This window comes from Sphingobium sp. VMM, assembly GCF_056790315.1.
The window spans coordinates 197,055-212,954 of the sequence record NZ_JBXGSI010000004.1 but is presented as its reverse complement, the minus strand read 5'-3'; the positions used below and the strand labels follow the sequence as shown (position 1 = coordinate 212,954).

The following is a 15,900-nucleotide window of genomic DNA, read 5'->3' as shown; positions in this document are numbered from 1 at the left end:
TCCCCTTGTACTTGCGCTTGCCTGTCTGCGCCCCCTTAGCGCAGACGGCCCTTCAGCTTCGCCTTCTTGATCAGATCCCCATATTGATGGGCAAGCAGATGGCTCTGGATCTGGGTCACGGTATCGACCGTAACATTGACGACGATCAGCAGGCTAGTCCCACCAAGGTAGAAGGGAATTCCCGCCCGGGCGATGGCAAATTCCGGCACCAGACAGATGAAGGCCAGGTAGGCGGCACCGATCACGGTGATCCGGGTCAGGACATAATCGAGATAATTCTCGGTATTCTTGCCCGGACGGATGCCCGGAATGAAGCCGCCATTGCGCTTCAGATTGTCGGCCGTCTCTTCAGGGTTGAACACCACGGCGGTGTAGAAGAAGCAGAAGAAGACGATGCCCAGGCCATAGAGGCCCATGTAGAAGGGGCTGCCGTGCGACAGATACTGGTTGATCGTCAGCACGATGCTGCTCCAGCGGCTGTCATCGTCCGCCTTCACGCCCATGAACTGCGAGATGGTCAGCGGCAGCAGCAGCAGCGAGCTGGCGAAGATCGGCGGGATCACGCCTGCGGTGTTGACCTTCAGCGGCAGGTGGCTGCGATCGGCCTGCATCAGGCCCTGGCGCGTCTGGCGCTTGGGATACTGGATCAGCACCCGGCGCTGCGCCCGTTCCATGAAGCAGATGAAGGCAATCAGACCAAAGCCCAGCACGACGACCAGGAAGATGACCAGGCCCGAGATCGAGCCTTCGCTGCCCGACTTGAACAGGTTGCTCAGCGTCACCGGCAGCTGCGCGACGATACCGGCCATGATGATCAGCGAGGTGCCGTTGCCGATGCCGCGCGAGGTGATCTGCTCACCCAGCCACAGCAGGAACATGGTGCCGCCGATCAGCGAGATGATCGCCGAGACGACGAACAGCATGCCGGGGTCCACGACCACGCCCTGCGCCTGCCAGTTGGCGGCGGCGGCGTAGCCCTGCACGGCGGTCAGGCCGACGGTGCCATAGCGGGTATATTGGTTCAGCTTCTTGCGGCCGCTCTCGCCTTCCTTCTTGATCGCCGCGAGCTGCGGCGAGAGGGAGGCGGCCAGCTGCACCACGATCGACGCGGTGATATAGGGCATGATGCCGAGCGTGATGAGGCTCGCGCGCGACAATGCACCACCCGAGAAGGTGTTGAAGATGTCGAGGATGCCACCGGCCGACTTCTGCGACCAGGCCGCGAGCGCGGTGGGATCGATACCCGGCAGCGGCACGAAGCTGAGGAAGCGGAAGACGATCAGCGCGCCGAGGGTGAACCACAGGCGCTTCTTGAGGTCGGTCGCCTGGCTGAACTTCGCGAGGCTGAGATTGGATGCGAGCTGGTCGGCTCTCGATGCCATTGTGGCTGCCCTTCAAATCATTCTTGCCGGAGCCATCGGGCTCCGTGGCGGAATCGCTACCCCCTTAGCGGGGCGGGAAGACCATGTCGAACGGGAGTTGCCGCCGTTGCGACGAACATATGCTCCCCCCGATACACATAGCCCCGCCAACCCATATCGGGCAGCGGGGCCGTGCTTGCAAGTCTCGGGCGAGACTTAGGCCTTGGCGGCCTTCTTGGCGGCAAGGGCGGTGCCCTTCTTCGCCTTGGCCTTCTCGGCTGCCGGGACGACTTCGATCACGTCCAGCTTGCCACCGGCCTTGGCGACCGCTTCGACGGCGCTCTTCGAGGCACCGGCGACCAGGAAGCTGACCTTGGCGGTCAGTTCGCCCTTGGCGAGAACGCGGACGCCATCCTTGCCACCACGGGCCAGGTTGGCTGCCTTGAGCGCAGCATGGTCGATGACGGCAGCGGCGTCCAGCTTGCCGGCGTCGATCGCGGCCTGCACTTCACCCAGGTTCACGATCGCATAATCGTTGGCGAAGATGTTGTTGAAGCCGCGCTTCGGGATGCGCATGTGGAGCGGCATCTGGCCACCCTCGAAGCCGTTGATGCTGACGCCCGAGCGTGCCTTGGCACCCTTCTGGCCGCGACCGGCGGTCTTGCCCTTGCCCGAGCCGATACCGCGGCCGACGCGCATACGACCCTTGCGGGCACCGGCATTGTCGTTGATTTCGTTCAGTTTCATGTTCGCACTCGCTTTCGCTTTTGTCGCGCTGATCCCGTGCGGGATCATCTAAAGGAAGCGCCCGTTAGCGCTTCCGCTGAAAAAACGAAAGAGGGGTTTCCCCCTCTTTCGCTTCATTTCGTCAGATCGAAAGGGCTTAGCCCTCGACCACTTCCACCATGTGGGGGAGCTTCTTGATGGCACCGCGGACTTCCGCCGTGTCTTCCAGCTCGACCACGCGATGCATCTTGCCAAGGCCCAGGCCGATCAGAATCTTCTTCTGGCTTTCGGGGCGACGGATCGGCGAACCGATCTGCTTGATCTTGATCTTCGCCATGTCAGTTACTCCGCAATCGCTTCGGCGTCAGCCTGCGCGACTTCGGCCGAGGCACCACCGCGACGCAGAAGGTCAGCGACCTTCTTGCCACGACGCTGCGCCACCGACTTGGGGCTGGTCTGCTCGCCCAGCGCCGCGAAGGTCGCACGGATCATGTTGTAGGGGTTCGAGGTGCCGTTCGACTTGGTCACGACGTCAGCGACGCCGAGGCTTTCGAACACGGCGCGCATCGGACCGCCGGCGATGATGCCGGTACCGGCCGGAGCCGAACGGACAGTCACCTTGCCAGCACCGAAGTGGCCGAGGCCATCATGGTGCAGGGTGCGGCCTTCCTTCAGCGGAACGCGAACCATGGCCTTCTTGGCCGAAGCGGTCGCCTTGCTGATGGCTTCAGGCACTTCGCGCGCCTTGCCATGACCGAAACCGGCGCGGCCCTTGCCGTCGCCGACGACGACCAGAGCAGCGAAACCGAAGCGCTTACCGCCCTTGACGGTCTTCGAGACGCGGTTGATGTGAACCAGCTTCTCGATCAGCTCTTCGCCCTGTTCCTCGTCACGGTTGCCGCCACGGCGGTCGTCGCGACGGCCACGGCCGCCACGCTCGCCACGGTTGCGGTCACCGCCACGGCCACGGCCACGGCCGGGACCACGACCTTCGGTCTGAGCCTCGGCACCCTCGACGGGCGCGACGACTTCGTTGGTGTTTTCGTCAGCCATGATCAGAACTCCAGCCCGCCTTCACGGGCGGCATCGGCCAGCGCCTTGACGCGGCCATGGAACAGGAAGCCACCGCGGTCGAACACGACCTTGGTGACGCCGGCCGCCGTAGCAGCGGCAGCGACGCGCTTGCCGACATCGGCAGCGGCTTCGGAAGAGGCGCCGGTCTTGCCCAGAGCCTTCGAGCCAACATCCTTGTCCAGGGTCGAAGCGGCGGCGACGGTGGTACCGGCGACGTCGTCGATGATCTGGGCGTAGATGTGACGGCCCGAACGATGGACGCTGAGGCGCGGGCGGGTGCCCGAAACAGCCTTGAGCGCGGTGCGAACGCGGCGACGACGCCGCGCGAAGAGGGAAAGCTTAGCCATCTTACTTCTTCTTCCCTTCCTTGCGGAAGATGAATTCGCCGGCGTACTTGATACCCTTGCCCTTATAGGGTTCGGGCTTGCGCCAGCGGCGGATCTCGGCGGCGACCTGGCCTACCTGCTGCTTGTCGATGCCGCTGATCTCGACCGTGGTGTTATCCGGGGTCTTGATCTCGATGCCTTCCGGAATCTCGAAATCGACGTCGTGGCTGTAGCCGAGCTGCAACTTCAGGGTCTTGCCCTGCGAGTTCGCACGGTAGCCGACACCGGTGATCAGCAGCTTCTTCGAGAAGCCCTGGGTCACGCCGGTGATCAGGTTCTGGATCAGGGTACGCTGCATGCCCCAGAAAGCGCGGGCGCGCTTGCCGTTGTTGGCGGGCTTTACAGCGATGCTGCCTTCTTCGACGGTGTAAGTCACTTCGTCGGCCAGCGGCATGGCGAGGGTGCCCTTGGGGCCCTTCACCGACAGCTGACCGTCAGCGATCGACGCGGTCACGCCCGCAGGCACGGTGACCGGCTTCTTGCCAGTGCGGCTCATCAGAACACCTCCGCCAGCACTTCGCCGCCGACATTCTGTTCACGCGCTTCGGCGTCGGACAGAACGCCCTTGGGCGTCGAGACAATGGTGATGCCCAGGCCGTTGCGGATCACCGGCAGTTCCTTGGAACCGGAATAGACGCGGCGACCAGGCTTGGACACGCGGGCAACATGCTTGATCGCAGGCTGGCCCTCGAAATACTTCAGCTCGATGCGCAGGCCGGGGTGATTGCCGAGGGTTTCCTCGGAATAACCACGGATATAGCCTTCGCGCTGCAGCACGTCGAGCACGCGGGCACGGAGCTTGCTGGCGGGGGACACAACGCTGTCCTTCTTCGCCTGCTGCCCGTTACGGATGCGGGTGAGCATATCACCCAGGGGATCGGTCAATGCCATCTCAAATGATCCTTACCAGCTCGACTTGGTGACGCCGGGGATCAGGCCCTTGTTGGCCAGATCACGCAGCTGCACGCGGCAGAGACGGAATTTGCGGTAGTAAGCGCGCGGGCGGCCCGTCAGTTCGCAGCGGTTGCGAATGCGGGTCGGGTTGCCGTTGCGGGGGACTTCCGCCATCTTCAGACGCGCAATCAGACGCTCGGTGTCGTCGAGAGCGGTATCGGCTGCGATCGCCTTGAGCTTCGCATAGCGGCCGGCATACTTCTTCACCAGCTTCTTGCGGCGCTCGTTCTTGTTGATCGAACTCAGTTTCGCCATGACTTAAGTTCTCTTCCTTAGCTTAAGCGTTGGGAGAGAAGCGGGGCCTGTTAGGCCGCCTGCTTCTCTTCAATCGGGAAGGGGAAGCCGAAGAGGCGCAGCAGTTCGCGCGCTTCGTCGTCAGTCTTCGCCGTGGTGGTCACGATGATGTCCATGCCACGCACCTTGTCGATGCGGTCATAGTTGATCTCGGGGAAGATGATCTGCTCCTTGATGCCGAAGGCATAGTTGCCACGGCCGTCGAAGCTCTTCGGGTTGAGACCACGGAAGTCGCGCACGCGCGGCAGGGCAATGTTGATCAGGCGATCAAGGAATTCATACATGCGCTCGCGGCGCAGCGTGACCTTGGCACCGATCGGCATGCCTTCACGCAGCTTGAACTGCGCGATCGACTTCTTCGCCTTGGTGATGACCGGCTTCTGGCCGGCGATCAGTTCCATTTCCTCGGCGGCCGAAGTGACCTTCTTCTTGTCCTGCGTGGCTTCACCGACGCCCATGTTGAGCACGATCTTTTCGATCTTCGGGATTTCCATCACATTCTTGTAGCCGAACTTCTCGACCATCGCCTTCACGATGGCGTCGTCGTAGATCGACTTCGAGCGCGGAATATACTTGTCGGCCATTACAGCACCTCACCGGACTTGACGGCGACGCGGACCTTCTTGCCGTCGCGGTCCTCGAAACGGACGCGGGTCGGCTTGCCATCCTTGTCGGCGACAGCGACGTTCGAAATGTGCATCGGGGCCGGCTTGCGGTCGATGCCACCCTGCGGGTTCGACTGGTCGGGCTTGCGATGCTTCGCATGCACGTTGATGCCTTCGACCAGGACCTTGTCGTCCTTGGGCATCACCTGGAGGACGGCGCCGGTACGGCCCTTGTCCTTGCCAGCCAGGACGACAACCTTGTCGCCCTTCTTGATCTTAGCAGCGCTCATTACAGCACCTCGGGAGCGAGCGAGATGATCTTCATGTGCTTCTTGGCGCGCAGTTCGCGAACGACCGGGCCAAAGATACGGGTGCCGATCGGCTCCTCGTTCTTGTTGATAAGCACAGCGGCATTGCCGTCGAAGCGAATCACGCTGCCATCAGCGCGACGCACGTCCTTGGCGGTGCGCACGATGACGGCGCGATGCACGTCACCCTTCTTCACCTTACCGCGCGGAGCAGCTTCCTTGACGGAGACGACAATGATGTCGCCCACGCCGGCGAAACGCCGCTTCGAGCCGCCCAGCACCTTGATGCACTGGACGCGCTTGGCGCCGCTGTTGTCCGCGACGTCAAGATTGGATTGCATCTGGATCATGGATCCGGTTCCTTCTTATTTGGCCTACCGGGACTATCCCGGCGGTTCCGAATTTCGTGAGTCGACCCGGTGAATCGAAATGCACGAAGCGCGGGCCTGTACCTCCTCCCGAAGGAAAAGGCCAGCCCCGCGTCCGAACTTTTTCGACTCTAGAGTCGGTGACTGCCCTTAGGCCGCCGATTCCGGCGACTTGTGGGTGTCCACACGCTCGATGACCTTCCAGGTCTTGAGCTTGGAAATCGGAGCGGTCTCTTCGATACGGACCGTTTCGCCTTCCTTGTAGACATTGCCCTCGTCATGGGCATGGTACTTCTTCGACCGGCGGATGATCTTGCCGTAGAGCGCATGCTTAACCTTGCGCTCCACGCGAACCACCACCGTCTTGTCGGTCTTGTCGGAAACCACCGTTCCCGTCAGCACGCGCTTGGGCATCGTGTGTTTCCTTTACTTCGCGGCCGAGCGCGAACGCTCGGTCTGCAGGGTCTTGATCTGCGCGATCGAACGACGGACTTCACGAACGCGGCTGGGCTTTTCCAGCTGGTTGGTGGCCGCCTGGAAACGCAGATTGAACTGCTCGCGCTTCAGGTTGTTCAGCTCGGTCGACAGCTCGTCGTCCGACTTGGTCTTGAGGTCTGCAACGTTGGCCACAGCTTAACCCTCCAGGTGCGAGGTGTCGCCGAGGCGGGCAACGACCTTCGTCTTGATGGGCAGCTTCATCGCGGCGCGCGAGAAGGCCTCTGCTGCGAGCGGACCGGGAACGCCGTCCAGTTCGAACAGGATACGGCCGGGAGCGACGCGAGCCGCCCAATATTCGACCGAACCCTTGCCCTTGCCCTGGCGGACTTCTGCCGGCTTCTTGGTGACCGGAACGTCGGGGAACACGCGGATCCACAGACGACCCTGACGGCGCAGGTGGCGCTGGATCGCGCGGCGAGCCGCTTCGATCTGGCGCGCGGTGATCCGCTCGGGCTCCAGAGCCTTGAGACCATAGGCGCCGAAGTTCAGCGCAGTGCCGCCCTTCGCATCGCCCTTGATCCGACCCTTGAAGGTCTTGCGGAACTTCATCTTCTTCGGTTGCAGCATGACGCTATTACCTTCTTATTCTCAGCGCGCCGGGCGCACGCCGGAGGTCTGAGCCTCCAGCATCAGCCGGTCGGTAGCCATCGGATCATGGCCGAGGATCTCGCCCTTGAAGATCCAGACCTTGATGCCGCAAACGCCATAGGCGGTGTGCGCCGTGGCTTCGGCATAGTCGACGTTCGCACGCAGGGTGTGCAGCGGAACGCGGCCTTCACGATACCATTCGACACGCGCGATCTCCGCGCCGCCCAGACGGCCGCCGCAGGTGATCTTGATGCCTTCGGCGCCCAGACGGAGAGCCGACTGCACCGCACGCTTCATGGCGCGACGGAAGGCAACGCGGCGTTCCAGCTGGTCGGCGATGCCCTGTGCGACGAGCTTCGAATCGATTTCCGGCTTGCGGATTTCGACGATGTTCAGCGACACGTCCGACGAGGTGAAGGCACCCAGCTTCTTGCGAAGCTTTTCGATGTCTGCACCCTTCTTGCCGATGATGACACCGGGACGGGCAGCGTAGATCGACACGCGGCACAGCTTGGCCGGACGCTCGATCACGACCTTCGAGATCGCGGCCTGCGGCAGGTTCTTCATGATGTACTGGCGGATCTTGAGATCTTCCAGCAGCAGGCGACCATAGTCGGCGCCTTCGGCGAACCAGCGGCTGTCCCAGGTACGGTTGATCTGCAGACGCAGACCGATCGGGTTGCTCTTGTGACCCATGTGCTTACGCCTCCGCTTCTTCGCCAGCTTCACGCACGACGATGCGCACGCGGCTGAAGGGCTTGAGGATCCGGGTCGACTTGCCGCGGCCGCGAGCGTGGAAGCGCTTCAGGGTGAAGCTCTTGCCCACCGATGCTTCCGCGACGACCAGGGCGTCGACGTCCAGATTGTGGTTGTTTTCCGCATTGGCGATGGCCGAAGCCAGCACCTTGCGCACGTCGACAGCCATCGCCTTCTTCGAGAAGGCGAGGATGTTGAGCGCGTCCTCGACCTTGCGGCCGCGGATCAGCGTGGCGACCAGGTTCAGCTTCTGGGCCGAACCACGGATCTGCGTGCCGACGGCGAGCGCTTCATTGTCGGCGACGCGACGGGGAGCCTTTTCCTTGCTCATTAGCGCTTGCCCTTCTTGTCGGCAGCGTGACCGGGGAAGAAGCGGGTCGGAGCGAATTCGCCCAGCTTGTGACCCACCATATCCTCGTTCACGAGAACCGGAACATGCTTGCGGCCGTTATAGACGTTGAACGTCAGGCCAACGAACTGCGGCAGGATGGTCGAACGACGCGACCAGGTCTTGATCGGACCCGAGCGGCCATTGCTTTCCTGCGCGACTTCCGCCTTCTTCAGAAGGCTGAGGTCCACGAACGGACCTTTCCAGACGGAACGAGCCATCTCGCTTACCTCTTCTTCTTCGCGTGGCGGCTACGGATGATGAACTTGTCCGTTGCCTTGTTGTGACGGGTGCGCGCACCCTTGGTCGGCTTGCCCCACGGGGTGACCGGGTGACGGCCGCCCGAGGTCCGGCCTTCACCACCACCATGCGGGTGATCGACCGGGTTCTTCGCAACACCGCGCGTCAGAGGACGGATGCCGTTCCAACGGTTGCGGCCAGCCTTGGCAAGGTTGGTGTTGCCATTGTCGGGGTTCGACACGGCGCCAACGGTGCCCATGCAGTCCGAACGGATGTAGCGCTGCTCACCCGACGACAGACGCACCATGACCATGCCACGGTCGCGACCGACCAGCTGGGCATAGGTGCCTGCCGAACGGCAGAGCTGCGCGCCCTTGCCCGGCTTCATCTCGATGTTGTGGATGATCGTGCCGACCGGCATCTGACCCAGTTCCATCGCATTGCCCGGCTTCACGTCGGTCTTCTTGCCCGCGATGACCTTGTCACCGGGAGCCAGACGCTGCGGCGCAATGATGTACGCCTGCGTGCCGTCTGGATAGTTGACCAGCGCAATGAAGGCGGTGCGGTTGGGGTCATATTCCAGACGCTCGACCGTACCTTCAACGTCCCACAGGCGACGCTTGAAGTCGATGATACGATAGCGCTGCTTGTGACCGCCACCGATACCACGCGAAGTGACATGGCCCTTGTTGTTACGACCACCGGTCTTGCGCTTGCCTTCGGTCAGCGCCTTGACGGGCTTGCCCTTGTGCAGGCTCGACTTGTCGACGAGGATCAGGCCGCGCTGGGCCGGGCTCGTCGGATTATAGTGCTTGAGTGCCATCTATCTCGCCTCAAATACCGGTGGTGACGTCGATGGACTGACCTTCGGCCAGCGTGACGATCGCCTTCTTCACGTCGTTGCGCTTGTAGGGCTTGCCCTTCCAGCGCTTGACCTTGCCCTTCTGCACCAGCGTGTTGACCGCCTTGACGGTCACGCCGAACAGCGCCTCGACGGCAGCCTTGATTTCAGGCTTCGATGCGTCGTTGGCGACCTGGAAAACAACGGCGTTGTTTTCCGAGAGAAGGGTCGACTTCTCGGTGATGACCGGCGCGACAACGACGTCGAAGTGACGGTTGTCCACGGTCGCGGCTTCTTTCTTAGCCATTGAAACGGGCCTCCAGCTTTTCGACCGCGGCGCGGGTGAGCACCAGCGAGTCGGCCTTCAGGATGTCGTAGACGTTGGCACCAACGGCCGGCAGCAGGTTGACGCCGACGATGTTGGCCGAAGCCTTGGCGAAGCTGACGTTCACGGCGTCGCCGTCGATGAACAGAACCTTGTTCAGGTTCAGCTTGGCCAAGTTGGCGACCAGCGCCTTGGTCTTGCCTTCGGCAACGTCGAGATTGTCGAGAATGATCAGCGAACCATCCTTGACCTTCGACGACAGCGCCATCTTCAGACCCAGCGCGCGAACCTTCTTGTTCAGCGAGGGGTTGAAGTCGCGCACGCGGGCACCGTGAGCCTTACCACCGCCGATGAAGACGGGAGCGCGGCGATCGCCGTGACGGGCGGTACCGCCGCCCTTCTGGCGACCGAACTTCTTGCCGGTGCGGGCGACATCCGAACGCTCGCGCGTGCCGCGGGCAGTGCCACGACGCTTTTCGAGCTGCCAGGTGACGACGCGGTGCAGAATGTCGGCGCGGGGCTCGAGGCCGAAAACGGCATCGTTGAGCTCCAGCTCACCGGCAGCTGCGGCGTCGAGGGTCTGTACATTGACCTTCATGGTTTAGCCCTCCTGGCCTTCGGTCGCTTCGGGAGCGGCCGCTTCCGCGGGCGTCTCGGCCGGCGCGGCATTGCTGTTTGCAGCCTGCTTTAGGCTGGCGGGATAGGGCGCGTCGGCGTGACGGGGAACCTTCACGGCGTCGCTGACGGTCAGCCAGGTGCCCTTGGCGCCCGGAACCGAACCCTTGACGAACAGCAGACCACGCTCGACGTCCGTGCGGACGATCTCGAGATTCTGCTGGGTCCGCTCACGATCACCCATGTGACCGGCCATCTTCTTGTTCTTGAAGACGCGGCCCGGATCCTGACGGTTACCGGTCGAACCATGCGCACGGTGGCTGATCGACACGCCGTGGGTGGCGCGCATACCGCCGAAGCCCCAGCGCTTCATAGCACCGGCAAAGCCCTTACCCTGGGTGTGACCAGCAACGTCGACCAGCTGGCCAGCGACGAAGTGGTCAGCGGCGATTTCGGCGCCGACGTCGAGGAGCGCATCCTCGGCGACGCGGAATTCGACCAGACGCGCCTTGGGTTCAACTTCCGCCTTGGCGAAGTGACCGCGCTGCGGCTTGGCGACATTCTTGGCCTTGGCAACGCCAGCGCCCAGCTGAAGGGCGACATAACCGTCGCGCTCGACTTCCTTACGTGCGACGACCTGCGTACCCTCAAGGCTGAGGACCGTGACGGGGACGTGACGTCCGTCGTCCTGGAACAGGCGGGTCATCCCGACTTTCTTAGCGATCACGCCAGTGCGCATCACTGATTACTCCCATAGAGGCCCGCCATAGCAGCGGGCGTATCCAACGAAAAAACCGCTCAGCATCTCTGCTTCGCGGCCCAACCCAATGTATAGATCACCCCGTCCGGGTTGGATGCCGATCCCTCTCGGGAAAGGCGACGGGGGACCAGGACCACGCGCCTTAGCCGGTTCACCGGCGGGCCGTGCGGTATCCCTTGTGTCGTTTGAGCTTCCGTCTCTCCAGAGAAGAGGAACAGAATACCCGATACCCCGCCAACCTTGCGGAAGGCGGGGACTTGCCGACCTTAGGCCAGCTTGATTTCGACGTTCACGCCGGCAGCCAGGTCCAGCTTCATCAGCGCGTCGACCGTCTGCGGCGTCGGCTGCACAATGTCAAGCATACGCTTGTAGGTGCGGACTTCGAACTGCTCGCGCGACTTCTTGTCGATGTGCGGACCACGGTTGACCGTGAACTTTTCGATGCGCGTCGGAAGAGGAATCGGACCGCGAATGAGGGCGCCGGTGCGGCGGGCGGTTTCGGCGATGTCGCCGGTCGCCTGATCGAGCACGCGATGATCGAACGCCTTGAGGCGAATGCGGATGTTGCTGTCCATTGTTCCTGTACCGATGCGAAAGAGCCAATAACCAGCGCATTTTCATGAATCAGCCGGAGCAGCCGTTGATTTACAAAAACACGCCAACAAAAAAATATCCGCCCCGTTTTGCCCTTTTAGCTCATTCGAGCCGGAGAAAGGCGATCCGGGGCGGGTAAAAAACTTCAGCGGCGCGAATCGGGCGATTCGCGCCGCTGCGGTCCTATATTACTTCGAGATCGTGCCGACAACCCCTGCGCCGACGGTACGACCGCCTTCACGGATTGCGAAGCGCAGACCCGAGTCCATGGCGATCGGAGCGATCAGCTTGACGCCGAGCTTCACGTTGTCGCCAGGCATGACCATCTCGGTGCCCTCGGGGAGGATCACTTCGCCGGTCACGTCGGTGGTGCGGAAGTAGAACTGCGGACGATAGTTCGCGAAGAACGGGGTGTGACGGCCGCCTTCTTCCTTCGACAGCACGTAGACTTCGGCGTCGAATTCGGTGTGCGGGGTGACCGAGCCGGGCTTGGCCAGAACCTGACCACGCTCAACTTCTTCACGGCCCACGCCACGGATCAGCGCGCCGATGTTGTCGCCGGCCTGGCCCTGGTCCAGCAGCTTGCGGAACATTTCGACGCCGGTGACGGTGGTCTTCTTGGTGGGCTTGATGCCGACGATTTCGACTTCTTCACCAACCTTGACGATGCCGGTTTCAACGCGGCCGGTCACGACGGTACCACGACCCGAGATCGAGAACACGTCTTCGATCGGCATCAGGAAGGGCTTGTCGACCGGACGGTCGGGCTGCGGGATCCAGCTGTCGACGGCAGCCATCAGCTTCAGAACGGCGTCGTGGCCGATTTCCGGGGTCTTGTCCTGCAGGGCAGCGACAGCCGAACCGGCGATGACGGGGATGTTGTCGCCGTCGAAGTCGTACGAGCTCAGCAGCTCGCGGATTTCCAGCTCGACCAGCTCGAGGATTTCGGCGTCGTCGACCAGGTCGACCTTGTTCATGAACACGACCAGCTGGGGAACACCGACCTGCTTGGCGAGCAGGATGTGCTCACGGGTCTGCGGCATCGGGCCGTCAGTGGCCGAAACAACCAGGATCGCGCCGTCCATCTGGGCGGCACCGGTGATCATGTTCTTGACGTAGTCAGCGTGACCCGGACAGTCGACGTGCGCGTAGTGACGGGCTTCGGTCTCATATTCGACGTGGGCGGTCGAGATGGTGATGCCACGCTCGCGCTCTTCGGGAGCCTTGTCGATGTTGTCGTACGAGGTGAAGGTCGCACCGCCGGTTTCGGCGAGAACCTTGGTGATCGCCGCGGTCAGCGAGGTCTTACCATGGTCAACGTGACCGATGGTGCCGATGTTGCAGTGCGGCTTATTCCGCTCAAACTTAGCCTTAGCCATTTTATCCTACCTTCTAATCAAAATCAGCTTGGGTCTGACCGCTCGGCCGCGCCTCGCGAAGGCGCGTCCATAGCAGCATATTCACAGATTACCAGCCCCTATCCGAGCCGATTGCACGGCCCGGACAGGGAAACTCGTCAGGCCATCTTCGCCTTGACTTCGTCCGCAACATTCTGCGGCACTTCGTCATAGTGCGAGAAGATCATCGAGTAGTTCGCGCGGCCCTGGGTGAAGGAACGCAGCGAGTTCACATAGCCGAACATGTTGGCCAGCGGGACCATCGCCTCGACCACCTGCGCGTTGCCGCGCGTATCGGTGCCCTGGATCTGGCCACGACGGCTGTTCATGTCGCCGATGACGTCGCCCAGATATTCTTCCGGGGTCACGACTTCGACCTTCATGACCGGCTCGAGCAGGGTGATGCCCGACTTCTGCGCCGCTTCGCGCATCGCGGCGCGGCCGGTGATTTCGAACGCCAGCGCCGACGAGTCGACGTCATGGTACGCACCGTCATAGAGCAGCACTTCGAAGTCGATGATCGGGAAGCCGATCAGCGAACCGGTGGCAGCGGTTTCGCGCATGCCCTTTTCGATCGCGGGGATATATTCCTTGGGAATGTTACCGCCCTTGATCTCGTCCTTGAAGACGAAGCCCGAACCACGCTCGCCGGGGGTCAACTTGACCTTGATACGGCCGAACTGACCGGTACCGCCCGACTGCTTCTTGTGGGTGTAGTCGACGTCGACGGCCTTCTTGAGATACTCGCGATAGGCCACCTGCGGCGCACCGACATTCGCCTCGACCTTGAACTCGCGCTTCATGCGGTCAACCAGGATTTCGAGGTGAAGTTCGCCCATGCCCTTGATGATGGTCTGGCCCGATTCGTGATCGGTCGAGACGCGGAACGAGGGATCTTCGGCAGCCAGGCGGTTGAGGGCGACGCCCATCTTTTCCTGGTCGGCCTTGGTCTTGGGTTCCACCGACAGTTCGATGACCGGCTCGGGGAATTCCATCCGCTCCAGAATGATCGGCTGGCGCTCGGCGCACAGCGTATCACCGGTGGTGGTTTCCTTCATGCCGGCCAGCGCGACGATGTCGCCGGCATAGGCGGTGTCGATGTCTTCACGGCTGTTCGCATGCATGAGGAGCATACGGCCGATCTTTTCCTTCTTGTCCTTCACCGAGTTCAGGTAGGTGCCCTTGGTCAGGGTGCCCGAATAGATGCGCAGGAAGGTCAGCGAGCCAACGAACGGGTCGTTCATGATCTTGAACGCCAGGCCCGAGAAGGGCGCGTCGTCCGAGGTCGGACGGCTGTCGGGGGTTTCGCCGTCCATCTTGACGCCCTGGACGTCTTCGATGTCGAGCGGGCTCGGCAGATAGTCGACGACGGCGTCGAGCAGCGGCTGAACGCCCTTGTTCTTGAACGCCGAACCGCACAGCACCGGCACGAAGGCGTGACCCAGCGTACCCTTGCGGATCAGCTTCTTGAGGGTCGCGGTGTCGGGCAGATTGCCTTCCAGATAGGCTTCCATCGCGGCATCGTCCTGCTCGACGGCAAGCTCGATCAGCTTTTCGCGATATTCGGCAGCCTTGTCGGCGAGGTCGGCCGGAATTTCTTCATAGTAGAATTCGGCGCCCAGGCTCTCATCCTTCCAGATGATCGCGCGGTTCTCGACCAGGTCGACCAGGCCCTTGAAGTCCGACTCTGCGCCGATGGGCAGATACAGGACGGCCGGGGTCGCGCCCAGACGGTCGATGATCGTCTGCACGCAATAATAGAAGTCGGCACCGGTGCGGTCGAGCTTGTTGATGAAGCACATCCGCGGAACCTTGTACTTGTCCGCCTGGCGCCACACGGTTTCCGACTGCGGCTCAACGCCGGCAACGCCGTCGAACGCGGCAACCGCACCGTCGAGCACGCGCAGCGAGCGTTCGACTTCGATGGTGAAGTCGACGTGGCCGGGGGTGTCGATGATGTTCAGGCGGTGGTCGTTCCAGATGCAGGTCGTTGCAGCCGAGGTGATGGTGATACCACGCTCCTGCTCCTGCTCCATCCAGTCCATGGTCGCGGCGCCGTCATGGACTTCGCCGATCTTGTAGGACTTGCCGGTGTAGTAAAGGATACGCTCGGTCGTGGTGGTCTTGCCGGCGTCGATATGCGCCATGATACCGAAATTGCGATAGCGTTCGAGCGGATGGCTGCGGGCCATGATGCTTCTCCGTTGCCGGCGCGCCGGCGGTTGGGGATTCGTTAATTCTGCGCGTGGCCCCTAAACCAATCCGTTCGCCATGGGTAGCCACCCACGGCGAACGGACCGATTTTGGAAACCAAATAACAAGGCGGGCATATAAGCGCCCGCCCTGCTGTTACCAGCGGTAGTGCGAGAAGGCGCGGTTCGCTTCCGCCATGCGGTGCGTATCTTCGCGCTTCTTGACGGCATTGCCGCGGTTGTTGGCAGCGTCCAGCAGCTCACCCGACAGACGGGCGGCCATGGTGGTTTCGCTGCGGTTGCGCGAAGCCGTGATCAGCCAGCGGATCGCCAGCGCCTGGGCGCGCTCGGGGCGCACTTCGACGGGGACCTGGTAAGTCGCACCGCCGACGCGGCGGCTGCGGACTTCGATGCCGGGCTTCACATTGTTCAGCGCGTCATGGAACATGCCGATCGGGTCCTTCTTGGACTTCGCTTCGACAGTATCGAGCGCACCGTAAACGATGGACTCGGCGACGGCCTTCTTGCCGTCCTGCATGATGCTGTTCATGAACTTCGACAGCACGATATCACCGAACTTGGGATCCGGCAGGATAACGCGCTTTTCGGGGCGACGACGACGTGACATAT

The 15,900-nt window shown here is 62.2% G+C and carries 25 protein-coding genes; all 25 read right to left on the bottom strand.

The window, feature by feature from the left end:
* Nucleotides 1-35: 35 nt before the first annotated feature.
* On the bottom strand, nucleotides 36-1,382 hold the full coding sequence (gene secY, locus ACUCV3_RS07450; protein ID WP_004208701.1) for a preprotein translocase subunit SecY: 1,347 nt from the start codon (nucleotides 1,380-1,382) through the stop codon (nucleotides 36-38).
* 195 nt (nucleotides 1,383-1,577) lie between these two features.
* On the bottom strand, nucleotides 1,578-2,108 hold the full coding sequence (gene rplO, locus ACUCV3_RS07445) for a 50S ribosomal protein L15 (RefSeq protein ID WP_004208702.1): 531 nt from the start codon (nucleotides 2,106-2,108) through the stop codon (nucleotides 1,578-1,580).
* A 136-nt stretch (nucleotides 2,109-2,244) separates the two neighbouring features.
* Entirely contained in the window at nucleotides 2,245-2,424 is a 180-nt protein-coding gene (gene rpmD / locus ACUCV3_RS07440; protein WP_010337294.1) for a 50S ribosomal protein L30, read from the bottom strand.
* 5 nt (nucleotides 2,425-2,429) lie between these two features.
* Nucleotides 2,430-3,140: a 30S ribosomal protein S5 gene (gene rpsE / locus ACUCV3_RS07435; RefSeq protein WP_004208704.1), complete on the bottom strand. Its 711-nt coding sequence runs from the start codon at nucleotides 3,138-3,140 to the stop codon at nucleotides 2,430-2,432.
* 2 nt (nucleotides 3,141-3,142) lie between these two features.
* The gene (gene rplR, locus ACUCV3_RS07430; RefSeq protein WP_004208705.1) at nucleotides 3,143-3,508 is read right to left on the bottom strand and encodes a 50S ribosomal protein L18; all 366 of its coding nucleotides are present in this window, start codon (nucleotides 3,506-3,508) and stop codon (nucleotides 3,143-3,145) included.
* 1 nt (nucleotide 3,509) lies between these two features.
* Complete coding sequence (rplF, locus tag ACUCV3_RS07425; protein WP_004208706.1) at nucleotides 3,510-4,043, bottom strand: 50S ribosomal protein L6; 534 nt, start codon at nucleotides 4,041-4,043, stop codon at nucleotides 3,510-3,512.
* Nucleotides 4,043-4,438 (bottom strand): 30S ribosomal protein S8, encoded by a 396-nt coding sequence (rpsH, locus tag ACUCV3_RS07420; RefSeq protein WP_004208707.1) that lies wholly within the window; start codon nucleotides 4,436-4,438, stop codon nucleotides 4,043-4,045. The genes rplF and rpsH overlap by 1 nt, the downstream gene beginning before the upstream one ends.
* A gap of 12 nt (nucleotides 4,439-4,450) precedes the next feature.
* Complete coding sequence (rpsN, locus tag ACUCV3_RS07415) at nucleotides 4,451-4,756, bottom strand: 30S ribosomal protein S14 (RefSeq protein WP_004208708.1); 306 nt, start codon at nucleotides 4,754-4,756, stop codon at nucleotides 4,451-4,453.
* A gap of 50 nt (nucleotides 4,757-4,806) precedes the next feature.
* Complete coding sequence (rplE, locus tag ACUCV3_RS07410; protein ID WP_010337292.1) at nucleotides 4,807-5,379, bottom strand: 50S ribosomal protein L5; 573 nt, start codon at nucleotides 5,377-5,379, stop codon at nucleotides 4,807-4,809.
* Nucleotides 5,379-5,690, bottom strand: coding sequence for a 50S ribosomal protein L24 (gene rplX, locus ACUCV3_RS07405; RefSeq protein ID WP_004208710.1), 312 nt, complete (start codon nucleotides 5,688-5,690; stop codon nucleotides 5,379-5,381). The genes rplE and rplX overlap by 1 nt, the downstream gene beginning before the upstream one ends.
* On the bottom strand, nucleotides 5,690-6,058 hold the full coding sequence (gene rplN, locus ACUCV3_RS07400) for a 50S ribosomal protein L14 (RefSeq protein WP_004208712.1): 369 nt from the start codon (nucleotides 6,056-6,058) through the stop codon (nucleotides 5,690-5,692). The genes rplX and rplN overlap by 1 nt, the downstream gene beginning before the upstream one ends.
* A 168-nt stretch (nucleotides 6,059-6,226) precedes the next feature.
* Nucleotides 6,227-6,490 carry a 30S ribosomal protein S17 gene (rpsQ, locus tag ACUCV3_RS07395; protein ID WP_004208713.1) on the bottom strand — a complete coding sequence of 88 codons (264 nt, stop codon included), beginning with the start codon at nucleotides 6,488-6,490 and terminating at the stop codon, nucleotides 6,227-6,229.
* Nucleotides 6,491-6,502: 12 nt separating this feature from the next.
* Nucleotides 6,503-6,706, bottom strand: coding sequence for a 50S ribosomal protein L29 (rpmC, locus tag ACUCV3_RS07390; protein WP_004208714.1), 204 nt, complete (start codon nucleotides 6,704-6,706; stop codon nucleotides 6,503-6,505).
* 3 nt (nucleotides 6,707-6,709) lie between these two features.
* Nucleotides 6,710-7,141, bottom strand: a complete 432-nt coding sequence (gene rplP / locus ACUCV3_RS07385; protein ID WP_004208715.1) for a 50S ribosomal protein L16 — start codon at nucleotides 7,139-7,141, stop codon at nucleotides 6,710-6,712.
* Between the two features lie 21 nt (nucleotides 7,142-7,162).
* On the bottom strand, nucleotides 7,163-7,858 hold the full coding sequence (gene rpsC / locus ACUCV3_RS07380; protein ID WP_004208716.1) for a 30S ribosomal protein S3: 696 nt from the start codon (nucleotides 7,856-7,858) through the stop codon (nucleotides 7,163-7,165).
* Between the two features lie 4 nt (nucleotides 7,859-7,862).
* Nucleotides 7,863-8,249: a 50S ribosomal protein L22 gene (rplV, locus tag ACUCV3_RS07375; RefSeq protein ID WP_004208717.1), complete on the bottom strand. Its 387-nt coding sequence runs from the start codon at nucleotides 8,247-8,249 to the stop codon at nucleotides 7,863-7,865.
* Nucleotides 8,249-8,527 carry a 30S ribosomal protein S19 gene (gene rpsS / locus ACUCV3_RS07370; protein WP_004208718.1) on the bottom strand — a complete coding sequence of 93 codons (279 nt, stop codon included), beginning with the start codon at nucleotides 8,525-8,527 and terminating at the stop codon, nucleotides 8,249-8,251. The genes rplV and rpsS overlap by 1 nt, the downstream gene beginning before the upstream one ends.
* Nucleotides 8,528-8,532: 5 nt before the next feature.
* Entirely contained in the window at nucleotides 8,533-9,369 is an 837-nt protein-coding gene (gene rplB, locus ACUCV3_RS07365; RefSeq protein WP_004208720.1) for a 50S ribosomal protein L2, read from the bottom strand.
* A gap of 10 nt (nucleotides 9,370-9,379) precedes the next feature.
* Entirely contained in the window at nucleotides 9,380-9,694 is a 315-nt protein-coding gene (locus ACUCV3_RS07360; RefSeq protein ID WP_004208721.1) for a 50S ribosomal protein L23, read from the bottom strand.
* Nucleotides 9,687-10,310, bottom strand: coding sequence for a 50S ribosomal protein L4 (gene rplD, locus ACUCV3_RS07355; RefSeq protein WP_004208722.1), 624 nt, complete (start codon nucleotides 10,308-10,310; stop codon nucleotides 9,687-9,689). Before rplD ends, ACUCV3_RS07360 begins: the two co-directional genes overlap by 8 nt.
* Before the next feature lie 3 nt (nucleotides 10,311-10,313).
* Nucleotides 10,314-11,066, bottom strand: coding sequence for a 50S ribosomal protein L3 (gene rplC / locus ACUCV3_RS07350; protein WP_004208723.1), 753 nt, complete (start codon nucleotides 11,064-11,066; stop codon nucleotides 10,314-10,316).
* A gap of 287 nt (nucleotides 11,067-11,353) precedes the next feature.
* Complete coding sequence (rpsJ, locus tag ACUCV3_RS07345; protein ID WP_004208724.1) at nucleotides 11,354-11,662, bottom strand: 30S ribosomal protein S10; 309 nt, start codon at nucleotides 11,660-11,662, stop codon at nucleotides 11,354-11,356.
* A 207-nt stretch (nucleotides 11,663-11,869) separates the two neighbouring features.
* Entirely contained in the window at nucleotides 11,870-13,060 is a 1,191-nt protein-coding gene (gene tuf / locus ACUCV3_RS07340; protein WP_004208725.1) for an elongation factor Tu, read from the bottom strand.
* Between the two features lie 137 nt (nucleotides 13,061-13,197).
* Nucleotides 13,198-15,270, bottom strand: coding sequence for an elongation factor G (gene fusA, locus ACUCV3_RS07335; RefSeq protein WP_004208726.1), 2,073 nt, complete (start codon nucleotides 15,268-15,270; stop codon nucleotides 13,198-13,200).
* 157 nt (nucleotides 15,271-15,427) lie between these two features.
* The gene (gene rpsG / locus ACUCV3_RS07330; RefSeq protein ID WP_004208727.1) at nucleotides 15,428-15,898 is read right to left on the bottom strand and encodes a 30S ribosomal protein S7; all 471 of its coding nucleotides are present in this window, start codon (nucleotides 15,896-15,898) and stop codon (nucleotides 15,428-15,430) included.
* Nucleotides 15,899-15,900: the final 2 nt, after the last annotated feature.